General features: G+C 29.6%; 21 protein-coding genes. 18 read left to right on the top strand and 3 right to left on the bottom strand.

Annotated features, from left to right (window positions below; genetic code table 11):
- Window positions 1-37 precede the first annotated feature (37 nt).
- The 6 genes from ACH36K_RS15770 to ACH36K_RS15745 all read left to right on the top strand — a co-directional run bounded on the left by ACH36K_RS15770 (window position 38) and on the right by ACH36K_RS15745 (window position 6,899).
- Window positions 38-460, top strand: a complete 423-nt coding sequence (locus ACH36K_RS15770; RefSeq protein ID WP_411170715.1) for a YaaR family protein — start codon at window positions 38-40, stop codon at window positions 458-460.
- Between the two features lie 148 nt (window positions 461-608).
- Window positions 609-2,321, top strand: coding sequence for an ABC transporter ATP-binding protein (locus tag ACH36K_RS15765; RefSeq protein ID WP_411168555.1), 1,713 nt, complete (start codon window positions 609-611; stop codon window positions 2,319-2,321).
- A gap of 128 nt (window positions 2,322-2,449) precedes the next feature.
- The gene (trxA, locus tag ACH36K_RS15760; protein ID WP_322545443.1) at window positions 2,450-2,764 is read left to right on the top strand and encodes a thioredoxin; all 315 of its coding nucleotides are present in this window, start codon (window positions 2,450-2,452) and stop codon (window positions 2,762-2,764) included.
- An 18-nt stretch (window positions 2,765-2,782) separates the two neighbouring features.
- On the top strand, window positions 2,783-3,652 hold the full coding sequence (locus ACH36K_RS15755; protein ID WP_411168554.1) for an NAD(P)/FAD-dependent oxidoreductase: 870 nt from the start codon (window positions 2,783-2,785) through the stop codon (window positions 3,650-3,652).
- 315 nt (window positions 3,653-3,967) lie between these two features.
- Window positions 3,968-5,707, top strand: a complete 1,740-nt coding sequence (locus ACH36K_RS15750) for an oleate hydratase (protein WP_411168553.1) — start codon at window positions 3,968-3,970, stop codon at window positions 5,705-5,707.
- A gap of 406 nt (window positions 5,708-6,113) precedes the next feature.
- Window positions 6,114-6,899 (top strand): histidine phosphatase family protein, encoded by a 786-nt coding sequence (locus ACH36K_RS15745; RefSeq protein WP_411168552.1) that lies wholly within the window; start codon window positions 6,114-6,116, stop codon window positions 6,897-6,899.
- A gap of 187 nt (window positions 6,900-7,086) precedes the next feature.
- Here the strand turns inward: ACH36K_RS15745 and ACH36K_RS15740 are convergent, their stop codons facing one another.
- Window positions 7,087-7,827 (bottom strand): MerR family transcriptional regulator, encoded by a 741-nt coding sequence (locus ACH36K_RS15740; protein ID WP_411168551.1) that lies wholly within the window; start codon window positions 7,825-7,827, stop codon window positions 7,087-7,089.
- Between the two features lie 146 nt (window positions 7,828-7,973).
- Here ACH36K_RS15740 and ACH36K_RS15735 point away from each other — a divergent pair, with 146 nt between their 5' ends.
- From ACH36K_RS15735 to ACH36K_RS15715, 5 genes are all read left to right on the top strand, one after another.
- Window positions 7,974-9,296, top strand: coding sequence for a PTS sugar transporter subunit IIC (locus tag ACH36K_RS15735; RefSeq protein ID WP_411168550.1), 1,323 nt, complete (start codon window positions 7,974-7,976; stop codon window positions 9,294-9,296).
- Between the two features lie 4 nt (window positions 9,297-9,300).
- Window positions 9,301-10,692, top strand: a complete 1,392-nt coding sequence (locus ACH36K_RS15730) for a glycoside hydrolase family 1 protein (RefSeq protein WP_411168549.1) — start codon at window positions 9,301-9,303, stop codon at window positions 10,690-10,692.
- A 71-nt stretch (window positions 10,693-10,763) separates the two neighbouring features.
- On the top strand, window positions 10,764-12,011 hold the full coding sequence (locus tag ACH36K_RS15725; RefSeq protein ID WP_411168548.1) for a prolyl oligopeptidase family serine peptidase: 1,248 nt from the start codon (window positions 10,764-10,766) through the stop codon (window positions 12,009-12,011).
- A gap of 97 nt (window positions 12,012-12,108) precedes the next feature.
- Window positions 12,109-12,411, top strand: a complete 303-nt coding sequence (locus ACH36K_RS15720; protein ID WP_411168547.1) for a PTS sugar transporter subunit IIB — start codon at window positions 12,109-12,111, stop codon at window positions 12,409-12,411.
- 5 nt (window positions 12,412-12,416) lie between these two features.
- Entirely contained in the window at window positions 12,417-12,731 is a 315-nt protein-coding gene (locus tag ACH36K_RS15715; protein ID WP_411168546.1) for a PTS lactose/cellobiose transporter subunit IIA, read from the top strand.
- A 172-nt stretch (window positions 12,732-12,903) separates the two neighbouring features.
- Here the strand turns inward: ACH36K_RS15715 and ACH36K_RS15710 are convergent, their stop codons facing one another.
- On the bottom strand, window positions 12,904-13,722 hold the full coding sequence (locus ACH36K_RS15710; protein WP_411168545.1) for a VanW family protein: 819 nt from the start codon (window positions 13,720-13,722) through the stop codon (window positions 12,904-12,906).
- Window positions 13,723-13,900: 178 nt separating this feature from the next.
- Complete coding sequence (locus tag ACH36K_RS15705; protein ID WP_411168544.1) at window positions 13,901-14,965, bottom strand: NAD(P)H-dependent flavin oxidoreductase; 1,065 nt, start codon at window positions 14,963-14,965, stop codon at window positions 13,901-13,903.
- A 373-nt stretch (window positions 14,966-15,338) separates the two neighbouring features.
- Between ACH36K_RS15705 and ACH36K_RS15700 the strand changes: the two genes are divergently transcribed.
- From ACH36K_RS15700 to accB, 7 genes are read left to right on the top strand one after another with little or no spacing between them, the layout of a single operon-like run.
- Window positions 15,339-16,316 carry a beta-ketoacyl-ACP synthase III gene (locus ACH36K_RS15700; RefSeq protein ID WP_411168543.1) on the top strand — a complete coding sequence of 326 codons (978 nt, stop codon included), beginning with the start codon at window positions 15,339-15,341 and terminating at the stop codon, window positions 16,314-16,316.
- Window positions 16,317-16,328: 12 nt separating this feature from the next.
- A complete protein-coding gene (acpP, locus tag ACH36K_RS15695) occupies window positions 16,329-16,556 on the top strand; it encodes an acyl carrier protein (RefSeq protein WP_322458835.1) in 228 nt (75 codons plus the stop codon).
- Between the two features lie 15 nt (window positions 16,557-16,571).
- Window positions 16,572-17,498, top strand: a complete 927-nt coding sequence (gene fabK, locus ACH36K_RS15690) for an enoyl-[acyl-carrier-protein] reductase FabK (protein WP_411168542.1) — start codon at window positions 16,572-16,574, stop codon at window positions 17,496-17,498.
- Window positions 17,499-17,510: 12 nt separating this feature from the next.
- On the top strand, window positions 17,511-18,455 hold the full coding sequence (gene fabD / locus ACH36K_RS15685; RefSeq protein WP_411168541.1) for an ACP S-malonyltransferase: 945 nt from the start codon (window positions 17,511-17,513) through the stop codon (window positions 18,453-18,455).
- Window positions 18,456-19,199 (top strand): 3-oxoacyl-[acyl-carrier-protein] reductase, encoded by a 744-nt coding sequence (gene fabG / locus ACH36K_RS15680; RefSeq protein ID WP_411168540.1) that lies wholly within the window; start codon window positions 18,456-18,458, stop codon window positions 19,197-19,199.
- A gap of 15 nt (window positions 19,200-19,214) precedes the next feature.
- Window positions 19,215-20,456: a beta-ketoacyl-ACP synthase II gene (fabF, locus tag ACH36K_RS15675; protein ID WP_411168539.1), complete on the top strand. Its 1,242-nt coding sequence runs from the start codon at window positions 19,215-19,217 to the stop codon at window positions 20,454-20,456.
- Window positions 20,441-20,944 (top strand): acetyl-CoA carboxylase biotin carboxyl carrier protein, encoded by a 504-nt coding sequence (gene accB, locus ACH36K_RS15670; protein WP_411168538.1) that lies wholly within the window; start codon window positions 20,441-20,443, stop codon window positions 20,942-20,944. The genes fabF and accB overlap by 16 nt, the downstream gene beginning before the upstream one ends.
- Window positions 20,945-20,950 lie beyond the last annotated feature (6 nt).

Raw genomic sequence — 20,950 nt, 5'->3', positions numbered from 1 at the left:
TAATGATATAATATTCTATAGAGAAAGGGTGAAGAATATGGAAATAAGTAGAGTAAATAGAAAAAGTCCTATTAAACAAGATAGAAGAGTAGTTGCAGAAAAAAAAGATTTTTCACAAAGTTTTAATCAAGCTAGGGAAAGAAAGTCAGAAGAGCAATTAAAGCAAATGATTGAAGAAATACATAAAAAAGGTAATAGATTAGTAATTACTAAAACATATGGGGATGTCATAGCATATAAAAAGTTGATAAAAGAATATCTAGAGTCCATTTTAAGATTTATGTATGATACTAAAAAAGATATTAGCTTTTGGCAAACTCAATATTTTATAACAGTAGATACAATAGATGCAAAGCTTGAAGATTTAACTAAATCTTTTTTAACTGGAGAAGTAGATAACTTAAACATGGCAGCATCAATAGATGAGATTCAAGGATTAATAGTTGATATATATAGATAATATAAATAATAAAACTATAAATGATAAATCTCTTAAGCATAATACATTTAGTAATAGACAGATAATTTCAAAAATTTAAAGATTACTTGAAAATTATTATCAATAAGGCTATTATATAAATAATACATAGCAATAAAAGGAGGTATTTATGGTAAAAAGATTTATTAGTTATTATAAACCATATAAAAAGTTATTTTTCTTAGATATGTTTGCAGCACTTATAGCAGCAGCATGTGATCTTGTTTATCCTATGATGACAAGAACTTTAGTAAATGATAGTATTCCAAATAGAAATATAAGAATGCTAGTTATTTTTGGTGTTACTTTATTAGTTATATATATAATAAAAGCAGCTTGTGGATACTTTATGCAATATTATGGACATGTTATGGGTGTACATATGCAAGGTGATATGAGGAAGGATATGTTTTTACATCTTCAAAAATTACCTAATACTTATTTTGATAATAACAAAACAGGAGATTTAATGAGTAAGATGATAAATGATCTTATGGAAGTGTCAGAGCTTGCTCATCATGGTCCAGAGGATTTATTTATTTCTCTTGTAATGTTAATTGGATCATTTACAGTATTATGTACAATAAATATACCATTAACACTTATAATATTTGCATTTATACCATTTATAGTTTTATTTACATGGAAGCAAAAAAATAAAATGCTAAGTGCTTTTATGGAGACCAGGGTAGAAACATCATCAGTAAATGCTAATTTAGAAAACTCTCTTTCAGGAATAAGGATAACAAAGGCTTTTGTATCACATGACCATGAAATTGATAAGTTCCAAAATGGAAACAACAGATTTAAAAATGCTAGAGCAAGAGCATATAAGGTTATGGCAGAATATTTTGCAGGAGTAGGTTTTGGAATAGACATACTAGATTATGTGGTATTAATAGCAGGTGGTATATTTACATACTTTAATATTATAAACTTAGGAGATTTCTTTGCATATCTTTTATATATAAAATTATTTACTCAACCAATTAAAAAGCTAGTTAATTTTATGGAACAATATCAAAATGGAATGACTGGTTTTAAAAGATTTGTATCAGTAGTAAATGAGAATGTTGAAAAGGATGGAAGTTTAGAACTTAAGGATGTTAAGGGAAGTATAAAATTTGAAAATGTACATTTTAGTTATGATGAAAAGAATATTTTAGAAGGCATAGATTTAGAAATAGAAAAGGGCAAGATGTTAGCTTTAGTTGGGCCATCAGGTGGTGGAAAAACAACGTTTTGTAATTTAATTCCTAGATTTTATGATGTAACAGAAGGAAATATTTCTATAGATGGATTAAGTATTTATGATACTACTTTAGAGTCTTTAAGAAAAAATATAGGAATAGTTCAACAAGATGTATTTTTATTCACAGGTACAATAAAAGATAATATATTATATGGAAAACATGATGCAACTGATGAAGAAATTATAATAGCAGCTAAAAGAGCAAATATACATGAATTTATTATGAATTTGCCAGAAGAATATGATACTTATATAGGAGAAAGAGGCGTTAAATTATCAGGAGGACAAAAGCAAAGAATATCAATAGCAAGAGTATTCTTAAAAAATCCACCTATTTTAATATTAGATGAAGCTACATCTGCATTAGATAATACAACAGAATATATGATACAAAAATCTTTAGAAGAGCTTTGCAATGGAAGAACTACTATAGTAGTGGCACATAGATTATCTACAATTAAAAATGCAGATGAAATTTTAGTGTTGACAGATCAGGGAATTGAAGAAAAGGGAAGTCATGAAATACTTCTTGAAAAAGGTGGTATTTATAAAGAACTTTACGAATCTCAATTTGCACATTTAAAAAAATAATAAAATATATTAATTTGGGAAAAATAAAAGGGTAAAAGCACCCCTATAACCTATTGACTAAAAATGATAAATTGTGTAAAATTAATTGGAATAATACCCCATATGGGTATGATAGGAGGATAATTTATATGGTTCAACATATATCTGAAGTAGATTTTAATGAAGTGGTATTAAAATATGAAGGAGTTGTTTTAGTTGATTTTTGGGCAACTTGGTGTGGTCCTTGTAAAATGATAGCTCCTGTATTAGAAGAAGTAGCTAATGAAGTAAATAATGCTAAATTTGTAAAAGTGGATGTGGATGAAAATCCTAATTTAGCAAATAAGTATCAAATATCTAGTATCCCAACTTTAATGGTATTTAAAAATGGTGCTCCTGTAGACACTTTGGTTGGGTTTATGCCAAAGGACTCTTTAAAAGCTGCAGTTATTAAGCATCTGTAATTATAAAGAGGTAGAAAAGTGAGCGAAAGATATGATATTGCAATAGTGGGCAGTGGTCCAGCTGGTTTGTCAGCAGCTTTAAATGCAAAAATAAGAAATAAAAAGTTTATTATTTTTGGTTATAGTAATTTAACTAATAAGCTAGTTAAAGCCCCAAAAATTAATAACTATTTAGGCTTTTATGGAATGACTGGGGAACGCATTAAAGAAATCTTTCAAGAACATTTAAATGCTATGGATATTGAGATAACAGAAGAAAGAATTAATAGTATTTATGCAATGGGAGAGTATTTTGCTTTAATGGCTAATGATAAAACCTATGAAGCAAAATCAGTTATTATAGCAACGGGAATAGAATATACAAGACCTATTGAAGGTGAAGAAAAGTACTTAGGTAAAGGTGTAGGGTACTGTGCAACTTGCGATGCACCTTTATATAAGGGAAAAGTAGTAACAATAATAGGGCATAACAAAGAGGCTGAAGAAGAAGCAAACTATGTTTCAGAATTAGCAGGCGAATTATATTATATTCCTATGTATAAGAATAATTATAAATTAAAAAACAATATAAAAATAATTGAAGATAAGCCTAAAGAAGTTGCTGGAGAGTTAAAGGTTAATAGATTAATTTTAAATAATACAGAGTTAGAAACTGATGCTGTATTTATATTAAAAGATTCCATATCTCCAGGGCAATTAGTACCAGGTTTAAAAATAGAAGATAATCACATTGCTGTTGATAGACTTATGAGAACTAATATACCAGGCTGCTTTGCAGCGGGAGATTGCGTAGGTAAGCCATATCAATATATAAAGTCAGCAGGTGAAGGGAATATTGCAGCACTTAGTGCAGTTAAATATTTAGATTCAATCTCTAAAAACAAATAAAGTTAAATTGAGTGTATAGTACTTAAAAAGTGCTATACACTTTTTTTATGTGGAGGAAAGTATAAAAGTTTGAAAATGTGATTATATAAGGTTTTTAATAATTTAATGTAGAAAAGTAGATTTATTTTATACTTTCCTTACCTTTAGTTTGTATTTGGACATATATGATTATACTTTTTATAATATGTACAAATTATTAAGTTTAAAGAAATTTAGACAAATAATAAATATTGTCTAAATACATTTTAAAGTAGGCAAACTATAATGTTAATTAGAAAGACAAATAATCTAGAAGGAAAGTTGAGGGATCATTTTATGAGTAAAAAAACAAAAAAAACTAACATAAATCCTCTATTAGCAGTAGGTGCAATTGCAGGGGCAGCTGCAGTAGCTACAGTAGCAGCTAAAAAATTAAAAAATAATGAAGGAAAAAAATCAGCATTTGTAACTTTTACAGAAAATTTTGATGATAATAAGGAAAGACAAGTATACTTTGTTGGTGGAGGATTAGCATCATTAGCAGGAGCTGCATACTTAGTTAGAGATTGTAATTTTAAAGGCGAAAATATTCATATTATTGAGGGTATGCATATTTTAGGTGGAAGTAATGATGGTGCAGGTGATCCTGTAAATGGTTTTGTATGCCGTGGTGGTAGAATGTTAAATGAAGAAACATATGAGAACTTTTGGGAATTACTTAGAAGTGTTCCATCATTAGATATGCCTGGCATGAGTGTTACTGAAGAAATACTAAATTTTGATCATTTACATCCAACACATGCACAAGCTCGTTTAATTGATAAATTTGGTGTTATACAAGATGTAGAAGGTATGGGATTTAATAATGCTGATCGTATAGCACTTGGTAAATTAATGATTACTAAAGAAGAAAAATTAGATGATTTAACAATTGAAGATTGGTTTAAAGATACACCACATTTCTTTACAACAAACTTCTGGTATATGTGGCAAACTACATTTGCTTTCCAAAAATGGTCTAGTTTATTTGAATTCAAACGTTATATGGAACGTATGATATTTGAATTCTCACGTATAGAAACATTAGAAGGTGTTACTCGTACTCAATATAATCAATACGAATCAGTTATAGTTCCATTAAAAGCATATTTAGATGGATTTGGTGTTGATTTCAGCATAAATGAAACAGTAACTGATTTAGATTTTAAACAAGGTGAGGGAATAACAGTAACAGCTATTCATATAGAAGATGAAGAGAGAGAAAAAGTAATTGAACTTAAAGATGGAGATATATGTATTATGACTAATGCTTGCATGACAGATAGTGCAACACTAGGAGATATTAATACTGCGCCTGAGTATAATCCGGACAAGCCAATATCAGGGGAGCTTTGGTCAAAGGTTGCTAAAAAGAAACCAGGTCTTGGAAATCCAGAACCATTTTTTGGGCATCCAGATGAAACGAATTGGGAAAGTTTTACTGTAACATGTAAGGGAAATAAATTATTAAAACTTATAGAACAATTCTCAGGAAATATACCAGGAAGTGGAGCTTTAATGACATTTAAGGATTCGAATTGGTTAATGAGTATAGTTGTTGCAGCTCAACCTCACTTTAAAAATCAGCCAATGGATACAACTATATTCTGGGGATATGGACTTTATACAGATAAAATTGGAGACTATGTAAAGAAACCAATGAGAGAATGTACTGGTGAAGAATTATTAATTGAACTTTTACATCACCTACATTTCGAAGAGCAAATAGATGAAATTATGGATACAGTAGTAAATGTAATCCCATGTATGATGCCATATATTGATGCTCAATTCCAACCACGTAAAATGGCTGATAGACCAGAAGTAGTTCCACAAGGGTCAACTAACTTTGCAATGATAAGTCAATTTGTTGAAATACCAGAAGACATGGTATTTACTGAAGAGTACTCAGTACGTGCAGCTAGAATTGCAGTTTACACATTATTAAATGTGAAGGATAAGAATGTTATTCCAGTAACTCCTTACAAGAAGGATCCAAAAGTATTATTAAAGGCAGTTAAAAAATCTTATAGTTAGAATATTTTTATAAAGATATTAAATTAACTTATAAATAGAAAACAGAAACTTTAAATCCAAAACCACCCTATTAAGTAGATATATAATATTCTTAATAGGGTGATTTTTTATGATAAGAAAAATAAAAATAGTTGAATATAGGCTTAAAGAAATTGCTGAAGAATTAAAGATTAATAGGTTAATTAAAAAAATAAAGAGTTAGAAAGGAATACTGAAACAAGGATTACAGTTTATAAATTATTAAGTGTAAAAGATAAAAAAGTAATTTCAGTAATTCTATAAAAGAAAGATTTAAAAGGTCTATTAAAGTTCCTTAAAAAATCTTTATGAAATGCTTTACATTAAAGCCGCTTTAAGGTTTATAATGTTAAAGTAAATTTATAAAAATTTAAAGGAGGAAATTTATATGAAAAAAAGAATTTTATCATTATGCTTAGTAGGAATATTATCATTTATACCAGTAGGATGTGCCCAAAATAAAGCTAAAGAAACTAAAGGAACAAAACCAGTTGAAATTTATTTAACAAGACATGGTAAAACTATGTTAAATACAACAGATAGAATGCAAGGATGGTGTGATGCTCCACTTACAGAAGCCGGTATCGAAGTAGCTGAATACCTAGGAAAAGGACTTGATGCAGAAGGAATTAAATTCGATGCTGCTTATTCTAGTGATAGTGGACGTGCTATAGAAACTGCTAATATAGTCTTAGATAAAAGTGGACAGCCAGATTTAAAAGTAAATCAAAGTAAAGATTTAAGAGAAGTATCCTTTGGAATTTATGAAGGGGAAAAAACTGAAACTGCATGGGCAGAAGTAGCAAAAGCTAACAATATGACTTTTGAGGAATTTATGGATACTTTCGATATGCCAAGAAATTTAGATATGAATGCAAAAATGCCAGAAAATGATATGGCTGAGAGTTCTGAAGAACTTGCAAATAGAGTAAAACCTGCAATGGATAAAATTGCAAAGGAAACAGAGGATAATGGTGGAGGAAAGGTATTAATTGTATCACATGGTATTACAATAATGAGTTTCTTAGAGCAAATAGCACCAGGAAGTACAGAGGAGCTTATTTCAGGATTAAAAAATGCTAGTGTATGTAAAGTTGTTTATCAAGATGGTAAATACACAGTTGAATCTGTAAATGATATGAGCTATGTAGAAAAAGGGAAAAGTGAAAAATAGCACTATAAATTTAGAATATGTTATAAAGCTAAGACTTAATTATAAGTCTTAGCTTTTTATGCTGTGAATATTATTGTAAGATATATAGAAATAATACAGTGGCAAAAGGGTAGTCCTTTCGCCACTATATTTTAGTAATGTAGGTACTTTGTTTTAAACAAAAGTACCTACACTACTATAATATAAATCAAATAATCTCAATCCAAGCCTGAAAATAATCATAAGGGTAATCAGAAGCTAAGTATTGAGCTAAAATTATTCCAGGTTTAGAATTAATTGAATGAATATAATCAAGATGCTTATCTAGAGTTAATTTATCAATAATATCATCTTTAACTGGTAAAAGACAGGTTATGTAAGTATGTGGAGTATTATCATTTTCCCATAGAGCTTTTTTAGAGGTATCAGGACTATTTACTGAAATCGTACCATAATAATTTATACTACACTTGGTAAAGTCTGTTACAAAGGACAAAACATGTTGATTTTGAATGTACTCAAGTACGTTTTCTGTTTCACTTAAACGTAAGTGTACTATTTTATTAAATTTTGGAGTGGAAATTGAATAAGGCCTTTCTTGCAATTCCCTAAATAGTTGAATTTTTTCTAAAGAATAATTTATTTTATTTAAAGTTTTATTTAAATCTTCTATTTTATTTTGAATTTCAGTTTGCGATTCTTTTAATAAATCTTCGTTATCATCAATGCCCATCTGCAATATATTTTTTAATCTTCTTATAGGTAAATTTAAGCTTCTATAGAACTTTATATCACAAATTTCAAGTAAATTATCTGTACTATATTCACGATAATCGTTTTCATCATTTCTTATAGAAGATATTAAGCCTTCACTTTCCCAGTATCTTAATGTTGATTTTGGAATACTAAAAAGTTTTGAAATTTTATCAATAGTACATGTTTTACTCATTTTTATCACCATAGATTATTTTAACTTTTATACTTTATATAGTCAATTGAGTTAATAAAAATTAGATATAAAAAATTCAAAAGAAATGCTTTACATTAAAGCGGCTTTAAGGTTTATAATTTAATCAAATAAAGGAGGGAATTATTATGTTTTCAAAATTTCAAATATTTCTAGAAAAGTTTGTTGGGCCTATTGCCCAAAAGATGTCAGAAAATAAGGTTGTTCAGGCATTGACTAATGGTATGATGTCAGTATTACCAGTATCATTAGGTGTTGCTTTTATAGCTATTGTAGGAAATTTGCCAATAGGTCCATGGCAAACATTATTAGAAAACTTAGGGTTAACGCAAGTAATCCAAGATTTACTTAATATTACTAATGGATTATATGCTATCTATATTGTATGTACAATAGCATATGAAACGGCTAAAATTGAGGATGAAAATCCTATTACTGCTTTAATTTTAAGTTTAGCTTTTTTCTTAGTTTTAGCACCACAAAGTCAAATAGAATTAGCTCCAGGGGAGTATGCAGCATTCCTTAAAACTTCATCTATTGGAAGTGAAGGAATTTTTGTTGCAATGATTGTTGCAATATGTGTTACACGACTATATAGCTACTTAATGAAGAAAAATATAAAAATCAAGCTTCCAGATTCAGTACCACCAATGGTAACTGATTCATTGAGTCCAACTTTTGTTGCTATGATTATTTTTGTACTAGCATTTGTAGTTAAAGCAATATTTATATTTACCCCATATGGAAATGCCATGGATTTTGTAAATACTGTAATTACAAATCCAATTACTAATGTAGGTGTAACTCCATTGTCTATAGTACTAATATTTACTTTTGCTAATATACTATGGTTTTTTGGTGTTCATCCAAGTGCTATAATAAATATTTTTTATGCAGTTGCAGCACCAGTTTTAGTTGCAAATGTAGGAGCATTTTTAGCAGGAGAACCTTTACCATATTTAGAGATGTTATTTATGCTTAGTATACTTATGATTGGAGGTACTGGTAATACATTAGGACTTGCAATTAGTATGTTATTTGCAAAATCAGAGCGTTTTAAATCAATGAGAAAGTTAACACTTATACCAAGTATTTTTAATATAAATGAACCATTAATTTTTGGTATTCCAATTGTTTTAAACCCAATATTCTTTTTACCTTTAATATTATCAACTGCTTTAGGTGGAGGTATTATTCATATATTTTATAAAATAGGATTTTTAAACTTTTATAATCCAACTATTGAATTACCATGGGTAACACCACCAATTATTGTAGAGTGGGTAGAAGGAGGATTCCGTTTTGCTCTTGTTATGGTTGTAGTAATAGCAGCTTTAACTTTATTATACTTACCATTTTTCAAAATGGCTGATGAAAAAGCCCTTAAAGAAGAGAGAATGCAAGCCCAAGAAGTAAGTGGGCAATCTCAAGAGATAAGTGGGGAGGCCTAACCAGATGACTTTTCCAAAGAATTTTTTATGGGGAGGAGCTATTTCTGCCAATCAGTGTGAAGGAGCTTATAACGTTGATGGAAAAGGTTTAAGTAGCGCTGATATTGCAACAGTATGTAATCCCGAACATAAAAGAGAATATACAAAAGGAGTAATAGAGGGAAAATATTATCCATCTCATGAAGCTATAGATTTTTATAATAGATATAAAGAAGATATAGCAATGTTTGCAGAAATGGGTTTTAAATGTTTTAGATTTTCAATAAACTGGCCACGTATTTTCCCTAATGGAGATGAACTTGAACCAAATGAAGAAGGGTTAAAATTTTATGATTCTTTACTAGATGAATTAGATAAGTATGGAATAGAACCGATAGTAACAATTTCTCATTATGAGGTTCCTTATAATTTGGTTGAAAAATACCAATCATGGAAAAATAGAAAAATGATAGATTTCTACGTTAATTTTTGTGATACATTATTCAGAAGATATAAAGATAGAGTTAAATATTGGATGACATTCAATGAAATAAACGTAATAGGATACAAATCATTTTTTTCAACAGGAATTAATACAAACAACACTGAGTTAATAATGCAAATGGCTCATCATCAATTTGTAGCTAGTGCTAAGGCAGTATCATTAGCACATAGCATATCTAGTGATATGAAAGTTGGAATGATGCTTATGTATGGACCATCATATCCTCGTACATGTAATCCATTAGATATCATGGAAGCGATAAAAGATGATGATGAAACCTATCATTATTCTGATGTACAAGTTAGAGGCAAGTATTCTAATAAATCAAAAAAATTATTTAAAAGCAATGATATTAAAATAGTAATGGAGCCAGAAGATGAAGATATTCTAATGAAAGGGAAAGTAGATTTCATAGGCTTTAGCTATTATATGTCTTGGACATCTGGGATAGATGTTGAAGAAGTGAACGGAAATATGACTGAAGGTGGAGAAAATCCTTATTTAGAAAAGAGTCAATGGGGATGGCAAATAGATCCTGTTGGATTACGTATAAGTTTAAATAAGTTATATGAACGTTATGAAAAGCCTTTATTCATAGTTGAAAATGGATTAGGTGCAAAAGATGTTCTTACTGAAGATGGTAAAGTACATGACGAATATAGAATAGAATATTTGAGAAGACATATCCAAGAAATGGGACGTGCTATTGATGAAGATGGTGTTGACTTAATAGGATATACTCCTTGGGGATGTATTGACTTAATAAGTGCAAGTACAGGGGAAATGTCTAAGAGATATGGTATGATTTATGTAGATAAAGATGATAAAGGGAATGGAGCATTAAAACGATATAAAAAAGATAGTTTTTATTGGTATAAAAAAGTCATTGAAAGTAATGGAGAAATTTTATAATTTAGAAATTTAATTTAATAATAATTAATAAAAAATTTTGATATTATAAGTATAAATGAGGGGAATTAAAAATGTTTAAAAAAAGAAAGATTACGAATATATTAGCTGGTTTAACAATTTGCATTCTTGGTAGTGTGATAACAGGATGCGGCTCAGGAAATAAAAGTACACTGGATACTTCAAATGTAACACTTATAACTAAGGTTAGTCCATATGGTGAAGTGGGATATGCTATGGTTTGTGATTTTGGAGATACAGTTGATTCAAAATATTTAGATACTAAAAATTTTAGTGTAGAAACAACTGTTGACAATAAAACTGAAACTAGAAATATTACAAGAGTATATACCAATAGTGAAATAGCTATATCAGATGAGTCAAAGGATGGAAAATATGTTGTAATTGAGTTAAATCCAGAAGATGCTAATGCGACAACACTTGGATTTAATGAAGAGGCATTTTTAAATTATAGAAATGAAATTAACTATACAGTAACTTTAAAATCTAATATAAAAACAAAAAATGGCAATGGATTTAAGGCTACATCTGATAAAGTTAAATATTCTAATATAGTTACTCCTGTTGCAGATGATTTTAAAAAGTTAACTTATAAAGATGCATCTGGAAATAATATTAATTATGGATTATTCGAGCCAAAGAAAGAAGACGGAAAGAAATATCCATTAATATTATTCTTACATGGTTCAGGTGAAAGAGGTAGTGACAATCTTATGCATTTAATTGGAAATCAAGGTGCAACAGCTTGGGCAGAACCTGAACAACAAGCAAAAAATCCAGCATATGTATTAGCTCCACAAGCACTTGCTAAAGAAGAGTTAACAATGTATTGGGTAGAAGAGCCAAATTATACAACAGTATTAAACTTATTAAAAGAAACTATTGATAAGTATGATGTAGATAAAAATAGAATTTATGTTGTCGGAATGTCTAATGGTGGTATTGGAACTTGGAATGTAATTGAAAAGAACCCAGACTTATTTGCTGCTGCAGTTCCTATTTGTGGTATTGGAGATGTTAGTAAAATGAATCTTGGAGATGAGTATAAGCCAGTAAGTGATTTTACTAATTTTGAAAAGATAAAGAATATGCCAATTTGGATTTACCATGCAGTTGATGATCCATTAGTCGATGTAAGATATAGTAGAGATGCTAAAAAAGTAATAGAAGAATTAGGTGGTACTAAAGTTAAGTATACAGAATATCCAGAAGGTACTGTATTGCCAATGGGACATTTTTCTTGGGTTCCTGCACTGCAAGATCAAGAAATGATAAATTGGTTATTTAGCCAAACAAAATAGAATTTATCTTTAGATTTTGAATTTTTAGACGAAAAATAGCATTTAGTGCACAATGAATAGATTAAATATAGTAAGGTAATGGAGAGGAGTTTTAAATATGAAAAAGATACTTTTAGTTTGTAACGCAGGTATGTCAACAAGCTTACTAGTAAATAAAATGAAAGAAGCTGTTGCAAAGGAAAGTGAAGAATATCAAATAAATGCACATCCGATTTCTGAAGTTAAAGAGAAGGGAGCAGATTGCGATATTATTTTACTTGGACCACAAGTTAGATTCCAATTAAATAAGGTTAAAGAGATGTTACCAGGTAAAAAGATAATGGTAATTGATATGGCAGCTTATGGAACTATGAATGGAGCAAAGGTTGTTGCAGATGCAAAGAAAGAAATGGGGATATAGATAGTATGCAAAGCACAGAATTAATAAGCTTCCAAATTATTTCTGCCGTAGGAACAGCAAGAAGTATGTATATAGAAGCTATACAAGAGGCAAAAAAAGGAAACTTTCAAAAAGCACAAGAGTTAATAGATGAAGGCGAAAAAATATTCAATGAAGGACATCACTGCCATGGTGAGCTAATTCAACAAGAAGCTGCAGGAAATAAAACAGAATTTGAACTGTTATTAATGCATGCTGAGGACCAATTAATGGTTGCAGATGCTTTTAAAACAATTTCTGAAGAGTTTATAGAAGTTCACAAGGCTTTAAAAGGACAATAGATTATTGAAATCAGAAGCTAAAACAATATAGTATTTCATACAGTTAAAAATTTAAATATAAGAGTAACGAGACTATATATAAATTTATATAATTTATTAAATATTACTGGAAATTGTAATTTCCAGTAATATTTTTTAAAATAAGATAATTTATCTTTTTATTAATCATAAATTATAAATTTTCTAAATAAGGTTGATACACCATAAATGCATGATTTTCACATATATATTCATCTTTAATTTCATCACCATCTAGATTTAAAACTTTTCTATATATAATATTATTTCTAATATAATGTCCAAAAAAGCCAGGTGTTATAGAATGTTCTTTTTCATAAACTTCATATTCATAATTGCAAACTTCAGTAGAGCGCCATTCACCTATAAGATTATCTTTAGTAAGATACAGTTTCAGCTGATAAGGCTTATTTGTAGTGTTTTTAATTTCTAAGTCTAAATAGTTAAAGTAGCAAGTGGCACCAGAGCCAAAAGGTTGAGTTCTATTAATATCAGGGAAAACATCATGACTGTGTCTATATCTTTCAGTAACAGCTAGAGGTGTATGAAGAGTAATCCAATAAAGTAAGTTAGATAATTGGCAAAGACCTCCACCAACACCAGGTTTAAAATCTCCATTTGGACAAAGAATTACACCATCCTTATAACCTTTTCTATAAGTAGGCTTTCCAATAAGTTTCCAGTAAGAAAAATACTCTCCAGGCATAATAACAACACCATCAAGCTTTTCTAATGCAAGCTTTAAATTTTCAACCTTATTATGTTGCAAATACATATCTACATTCTTTAGCTTTCTATAAAGAGGAGTGCTATGTCTAAAAATTATATGTTCTAATTGTTCTTTATAAATATTTTTACTATATGAATTTTTAGAGAACCACCAGTAAAAATACTTTCTCACCTTATAGTAAGTTTGTCCTAAAAACAATCTTAATCTACCACGATTAATAGGTTTTTTCTCAACATAGGACATAAATTTCCCTCCTAAAATATAATAAAATATGCTTGTGAAATAATAGAAAATGTAAACAAGTAGTCATGTTAAATAATTTAAGTCTTAATTTTGTAATCCATAGAAATAAAAATGGAAGTAATTCAGTATACTGAATTACTTCCATAATTATTTTGTTTTTTATATATTTATTTCATAATTATTTAGTTTCTTCACCCATTAGTTCACTTATAAGTTCTTTAACAGAAACTATTTTATCTATTCTATAGGCATTAGCACCACAGAAAACTAATCCATTTTCAAGATCTCCTTTAACTGCATTAATTAAAGCTAATGATATACAATATGGAGTATCTGCAGGATTACAAGGAATTAAACAATCATAACATTTAGTTATTTTAATTTTTCCCTTACTAACCCTTTGAGTAAATTCATTGAAAATAGCTCTTCCTGGCATTCCCACTGGACTTACAGTTATTTTAATATCTTCCTTCTTGCAGTTTACATATGCTTCCTTAAAATTAGGATGAGCATCACATTCATGAGTTGCTACAAATCTAGTTGCCATTTGAACTCCACTAGCTCCAAGACTTAAGTATTTAATCATATCTTCATGAGTGAATACACCACCAGCAACTACAATAGGTATATTTGTGTTAAACTCATTTTCAAATATTTTGACTTCTTTCATTATATTTAAAACATTATTATCGAAGTTTTTAATTTCATCTTGTAGATTGTTAGCTTTAAATCCAAGATGACCTCCAGCCATTGGACCTTCAACGATTATTGCATCAGCAGTTCTATTAAAATGCTTTTTCCAATATCCTAAAATTACTCTTACAGCTTTTGAAGAAGAAACAATAGGAGCTATTTTTATAGAGCTTCCTTTTGTAATTTCAGGTAGATTTAGTGGAAGTCCAGCACCAGATATAATTAAGTCCGCTCCAGCTTCAATTGCTGTTTTAACATGCTCAACGTAATTGTTCATGGCAACCATTAGGTTTACACCTATTATTCCATTTGAGCTTATTTCTTTAGCTCTTTTTATATGTTTTGATAAACCCCTAAGGTTAGCTTTTAATGTATTAGTTTCAAAATCATCTTCCATATAACCTGCATGAGCACCAGAGATAACACCGATGGCACCATTCTTTGCAACATTACCAGCAAGATTTGATAGAGATACTCCAACTCCCATTCCCCCTTGAATTACAGGGACTTTAGCTATTAAATTACCAATGATTAATGGTTTAATATTCATAATTTTACTCCTTTAAATTTACTAAATAATACTTTGACAATCAAAGTATTATTTAATAGTATAATCTAGAAATTTAAAAAATACAATAATTAAAAAAAAGTTACGAATCTTGACAAATTAAAAAAATGGTATTATTATGATGGTATTACTTTGATAGTCAAAATATTTGAGAGGTGGTGGAAGAAGCGAAGAGACAAAAATATATATTTCAACCAACTTTTAGTTATTTAATTGGACTTATATTAACATCATATATACAAGTATAAATTTAAAAAAAATAGTAACTTAATATACGAAAAAACTTTGATTATTAAAATATTTGATGAATACAATTTTGTGTGTTTAAATATCAAATTTTAGAAAGAGGCGTTAAATGAAAGGCGTAAAAGTAGTTGGATTAGGTCACTATTGTCCAGAAAACATTATTAGTAATAAACATTTAGAGAATATAGTTGATACTACTGATGAATGGATAATAAAAAGAACAGGGATAAAAGAAAGAAGAATATCTACTGGAGAAGGAACTGTTGAATTAGCTTATAAAGCGGCTTTAGAAGCCTTAAAAAACAGCAATTGTAGTAAAGATGATATTGATTTAATAGTAGTAGCAACAACTTCACCAGATAAAATAATGCCATCTACAGCATGTAGTGTGCAAGGTCTTCTAGGTTGCAAAAATGCAGCAGCTTTTGATGTGTCAGCAGCATGTTCAGGATTTGTATATTCCCTAATTGTGGCATCTAGTTTAATTAAAGGTACTGATAAAAAAAGAGCTTTAGTAATTGGATCAGAAGTTTTATCTAGAATAGTAGATTGGACTGATAGGGGAACTTGTATACTATTTGGAGATGGAGCTGGAGCAGCAGTAATTGAAATTTCAAATGATGAAGAAGGTATTATAAGCACTTGTTTTTCATCAGACGGAAATTTAGGAGAGAAAAGTTTAGTTGGAGGCCAATTAGAGCTTAATACACCTTTTGCAAAAGAAAAAAAATTTGAAAAAAGATATATAGAAATGAAAGGTGCAGAAGTTTTTAAATTTGCAGTATCAATATTACCTCAAATAGTTAATGAACTATTAGAAAAGGCAAATGAAGATATAGCAAATATAAAATATATAGTACCTCATCAGGCAAATTTAAGAATAATTGATGAGGCTGCAAGAAGATTAAAATTAGATAAAGATAAGTTTTATGTTAATGTTGATAAATATGGTAATACTTCAGCAGCAAGTATTCCAATAGCATTAAGTGAGCTTCTTGAAAAAGGTCTAATAAATAGAGGAGATAAAATAATTGTAGCTGCCTTTGGTGGAGGATTAACCTGGGCAGGAGCATTAATTAAATTTTAGGAGGATTTTAAAATGGTATTTGAAAAAATTAAAGGCATAGTAGTAGAACAATTAGGAGTTAACGAGGAAGAAGTAAAATTAGAAACTAGTTTTATAGAAGATTTAGGAGCAGATTCATTAGATTTATTCCAAGTTGTAATGGATCTTGAAGATGCATTTGATGTAAAGGTAGAAAATGTTGAAAATATTAAAACTGTAGGAGATGCAGTAAAGTATATAGAGAATGCTATAGAAAAATAGAGTGGAGGAAATCTCATGAACAATAATATTTGCAAATTGTTAAATATTAAATACCCTATTTTTCAAGGGGGAATGGCGTGGGTTTCAGATAGTTCTTTAGCAGCTGCAGTATCCAATGCAGGTGGACTTGGAATAATAGCAGGAGCAAATGCTCCTGCAAGTTTCGTAAGAGAAGAAATTAGAAAGACAAAAGAATTAACTGATAAACCTTTTGGACTTAATATAATGTTACTTTCAGAGAATGCAGGTGAGTTAGCTCAAATTGCAATTGAAGAGGGAGTTAAGGTTATTACAACTGGAGCAGGAAACCCAGGAAAGTACATTGAAAAATGGAAAGAAGCGGGAATAAAAGTTATTCCTGTAGTTGCATCAGTTGCATTAGCTAGAAGAATGGAAAGAGCAGGAGCAGATGCAATAATTGCAGAAGGTTGTGAAGCTGGAGGTCATATAGGAAAGTTAACAACAATGGTTTTAGTTCCTCAAGTTGTAGATGCAGTAAATATTCCTGTTATTGCAGCAGGTGGAATAGGTGATGGAAGAGGAATTGCAGCAGCATTTATATTTGGAGCAGGTGGAGTTCAAGTTGGAACAAGATTTTTAGTTGCAGATGAATGTAATATACATGATAACTATAAAGAAGCTGTAATAAAAGCTAAAGATATAGATACTGTTGTAACAGGTAGAATTACAGGACACCCAGTTCAAGTTATAAAAAATAAACTTGCAAGGGAATACTTAAACCTTGAAGGTAAGAACGCTTCGATAGAGGAATTAGGTGAGTTAGGAAAAGGGGCTCTTAGGAAAGCTGTAAAAGATGGTGATGTAGAAAGAGGATCTCTTATGGCAGGTCAAATTTCAGGAATGATTACAAAAAGACAAAGCGCTAAAGAAATTATAGAAGAAATGTTTATGGAATATGAAAAGATAAGAAAGAGCCTTTAAAGAGGAGGAAGTATGAAAACAGCATTTATTTTTGCAGGTCAAGGATCACAGTATATAGGAATGGGAAAAGAGTTATATGAAAACATTCCAAGATGTAAAGGAATTTTTGATAAAGCAAATGATATTTTAGGTTTTGATATAAAGGAATTAATATTTAATGGTAGTAAAGAAGAATTAGATATTACAGAAAATACACAGCCAGCGATTTTATTAACTTCAATTGCTGCTAAAGAAGCCTTTGAAGAAAAGGGCATTAAAGCAGATGTTGTTGCAGGCTTAAGCCTTGGAGAATATTCTGCTTTAGTAGCATCTAAAGCTTTAGATTTTGAAGAAGCTTTAGCTTTAGTTAAAAAGAGAGGAAGATTTATGCAAGAAGCAGTTCCGGTTGGAATTGGTTCAATGGTAGCAGTAATAGGATTATCCTTAGAAAAACTAAAGTCAGTTTTAGAAAGAGTAAGAGAAGAAGGCGTAGTAGAAATTGCAAATTACAATACAAATAATCAAATTGTAATTGGTGGAGAAAAAGAAGCAGTAGAAAAAGCTAAAGAGTTATGCTTAGAAGCAGGGGCTAAAAGGGCTATAGAATTAAAGGTATCTGGTCCTTTTCATACTTCCTTATTAGAAGAAGCTTCAATAAAACTAAAAAAAGAACTTGAAAATATAAAATTTAATGATCCTAGTATAAAAATTATATCTAATGTTACAGCAGACTTTATAGAAGATAAAACTAATATAAAAGAGTTACTTTTTAATCAAGTTAAATCATCTGTAAGATGGAGCGAAAGCGTAGAAAAAATGCTTGATATGGGTGTTGATACATTTATAGAATTTGGACCTGGAAGAGTACTAAGTAGTTTTATAAAAGAAATAAGTAGAGAAAAAGGTTTAAAGGTAAGAATTTATAATGTTGAAGATATTAAATCCTTAGAAAAAACATTAGAAGGGATAGGTAGTTAAATGCTTAAAAATAAAAATGCAATAGTTACAGGCGGAACTAGAGGTATAGGAAGAGAGATAGCAAAGACATTAGCTGAAAATGGAGCTAATATTGCAATAAATTATAGAAATTATAATGAAGAAATAGAAAGCCTAATAGAAGAATTAAAAAGCTTTGGAGTAAAGGTAGTAGCAGTTAAATGTGATGTAAGTGATGAAGGGGAAGTTAATAACTTTATAAAAGAAGTTAAAGATAACTTTGAAAGCATAGACATCTTAATTAATAATGCAGGAATAACTAAAGATGGATTAATTATAAGAATGAATGAAAAAGATTTTGATGATGTTATAAACGTAAATTTAAAAGGAACCTTTAACACAACAAAAGCTGTTTCAGCAGTAATGGTTAAGCAAAGATATGGAAAAATAATAAATATATCTTCTGTTGTTGGAGTAACAGGAAATGCAGGACAATGTAATTATGCTGCATCTAAGGCTGGAGTTATAGGCTTTTCAAAATCTGTAGCAAGAGAACTTGCAGCTAGAAACATAAATGTTAATGTTATTGCTCCAGGATATATAAATACAGATATGACAAAAGTATTACCAGATAGAGTTAAAGAAGAAGTTTTGAAAACTATTCCTATGAAAAAAATAGGAGAGCCGAAGGAAGTAGCTAATTTATCTTTATTCTTATCATCTAATTTATCTGATTACATTACTGGTCAGGTAATAAATGTAGATGGTGGAATGGTTATGCTTTAAAAGGAGTGAATTGTTATGAAGAGAAGAGTAGTAATCACAGGATTAGGAGCTATAACACCAATAGGTAATTCAATAGAAAGTTTTTGGAATGCTGTTAAAGAAGGAAAAAATGGTATAGATAAAATAACATTTTTTAATACAGAAGACTTTAAGGTTAAAGTAGCAGCAGAGGTTAAAGACTTTAATGCTGAAGATTACTTAGGTAAAAAAGATGCTAAGAGGCTAGATAGATATACTCAATTAGCATTAGTAGCTTCTAAAGAATGTATTAAAGATAGTGAGATAGATTTAGATAATGTTGATAAAGAAAGATTTGGAGTAATATTTGGATCAGGAATAGGTGGACTTTCTACGATAGAAAATCAAATAAAAACTTTAGTAGCTAAAGGCCCTAATAGAGTTTCACCTTTAACTATACCAGCATCAATATCTAATATAGCAGCAGGATCTATAGCAATAGAATTTGGTCTTTTAGGAACTTGTTTAAGCGTTACCTCAGCTTGTGCAACTTCAACTCATTGTATTGGGGAAGCATACAGAAGCATAAAGGATGGATATTTAGATAAAGCAATTGTAGGTGGATCAGAAGCATCTATCTGTGAATTTGGAATAGCAGGGTTCCAATCTTTAACAGCTTTAAGTAAAAGTGAAGATATTAATAGAGCATCTATACCTTTTGATAAAGATAGAAATGGCTTTGTAATGGGAGAAGGTGCAGGTGCATTAATTCTAGAAGATTTAGAAGGTGCTATTCAAAGAGGAGCAAAAATTTATGGAGAAGTTGTAGGCTACGGAACAACTTGTGATGCTTACCACATAACTTCCCCAACTCTTGATGGAGATGGAGCTTATAGAGCAATGAGAGATGCGATGAAAGATGCAAATTTATCGCCAAGTGAAATTGGATATATAAATGCTCATGGTACATCAACAGAAATAAATGATAAAGTTGAAACATTAGCTATAAAAAAAGCTTTTGGTGATTACTCAAAAGATGTTTATGTAAGTTCAACTAAGTCTATGACAGGACACTTACTTGGAGCAGCTGGAGCTGTAGAAGCAATAATTTCTATAAAAGCTTTAGAAAACAGTTTTATACCAGCAAATATAAATTATCTAAATCCAGACGAAGAATGTGACTTAAATTTAGTTGTAAATAATGGTAAGAATGAAGAGATAGAATATGCTATGTCTAATTCACTAGGTTTTGGTGGACATAATGGTACAGTTATATTTAAAAAATGGAGAGGAAGATAATAATGCTAAATTATGAGCAAATAAAAGAGTTAATAAAGTCAATAGATTCATCTTCCCTTAGAGTTTTTGAATTAGAAAGTGAAGGAATTAAATTAAAGCTTAGCAAAAATGAAGAAGGCTTTAAGGAAAGTTCAAAAGAAAACAAAAAAGAAACCCAAAAAGAATTTAAAGCTTCTGAAAACAATTCAATAATAGTAAACAACAAAACTGAAATAAAAGAAGAAGCTAATATAGAGTCTATCAAAGATGAAAACTTAAAAGTAGTTAAATCACCTTTAGTAGGCACATATTATTCATCAGGAACTCCAGGGGGAAAACCTTATGTTAAAGTAGGAACTAAGGTTAAAAAAGGTGATGTTATTTGCATAGTAGAGGCTATGAAAATAATGAACGAAATTACCTCTGAATATGATGGAGAAATAGTAGAAGTTTTAAGAAGTGATGAAGACATTGTGGAGTTTGGAATGGAATTATTTAAAGTAAAGTAGGTATAG

Source organism: Clostridium sp. MB05, from assembly GCF_046581255.1.
GTDB lineage: Bacteria > Bacillota > Clostridia > Clostridiales > Clostridiaceae > Clostridium.
The sequence above is the reverse complement of the archived record's forward strand: the minus strand, read 5'-3'. Positions and strand labels throughout refer to the sequence as shown.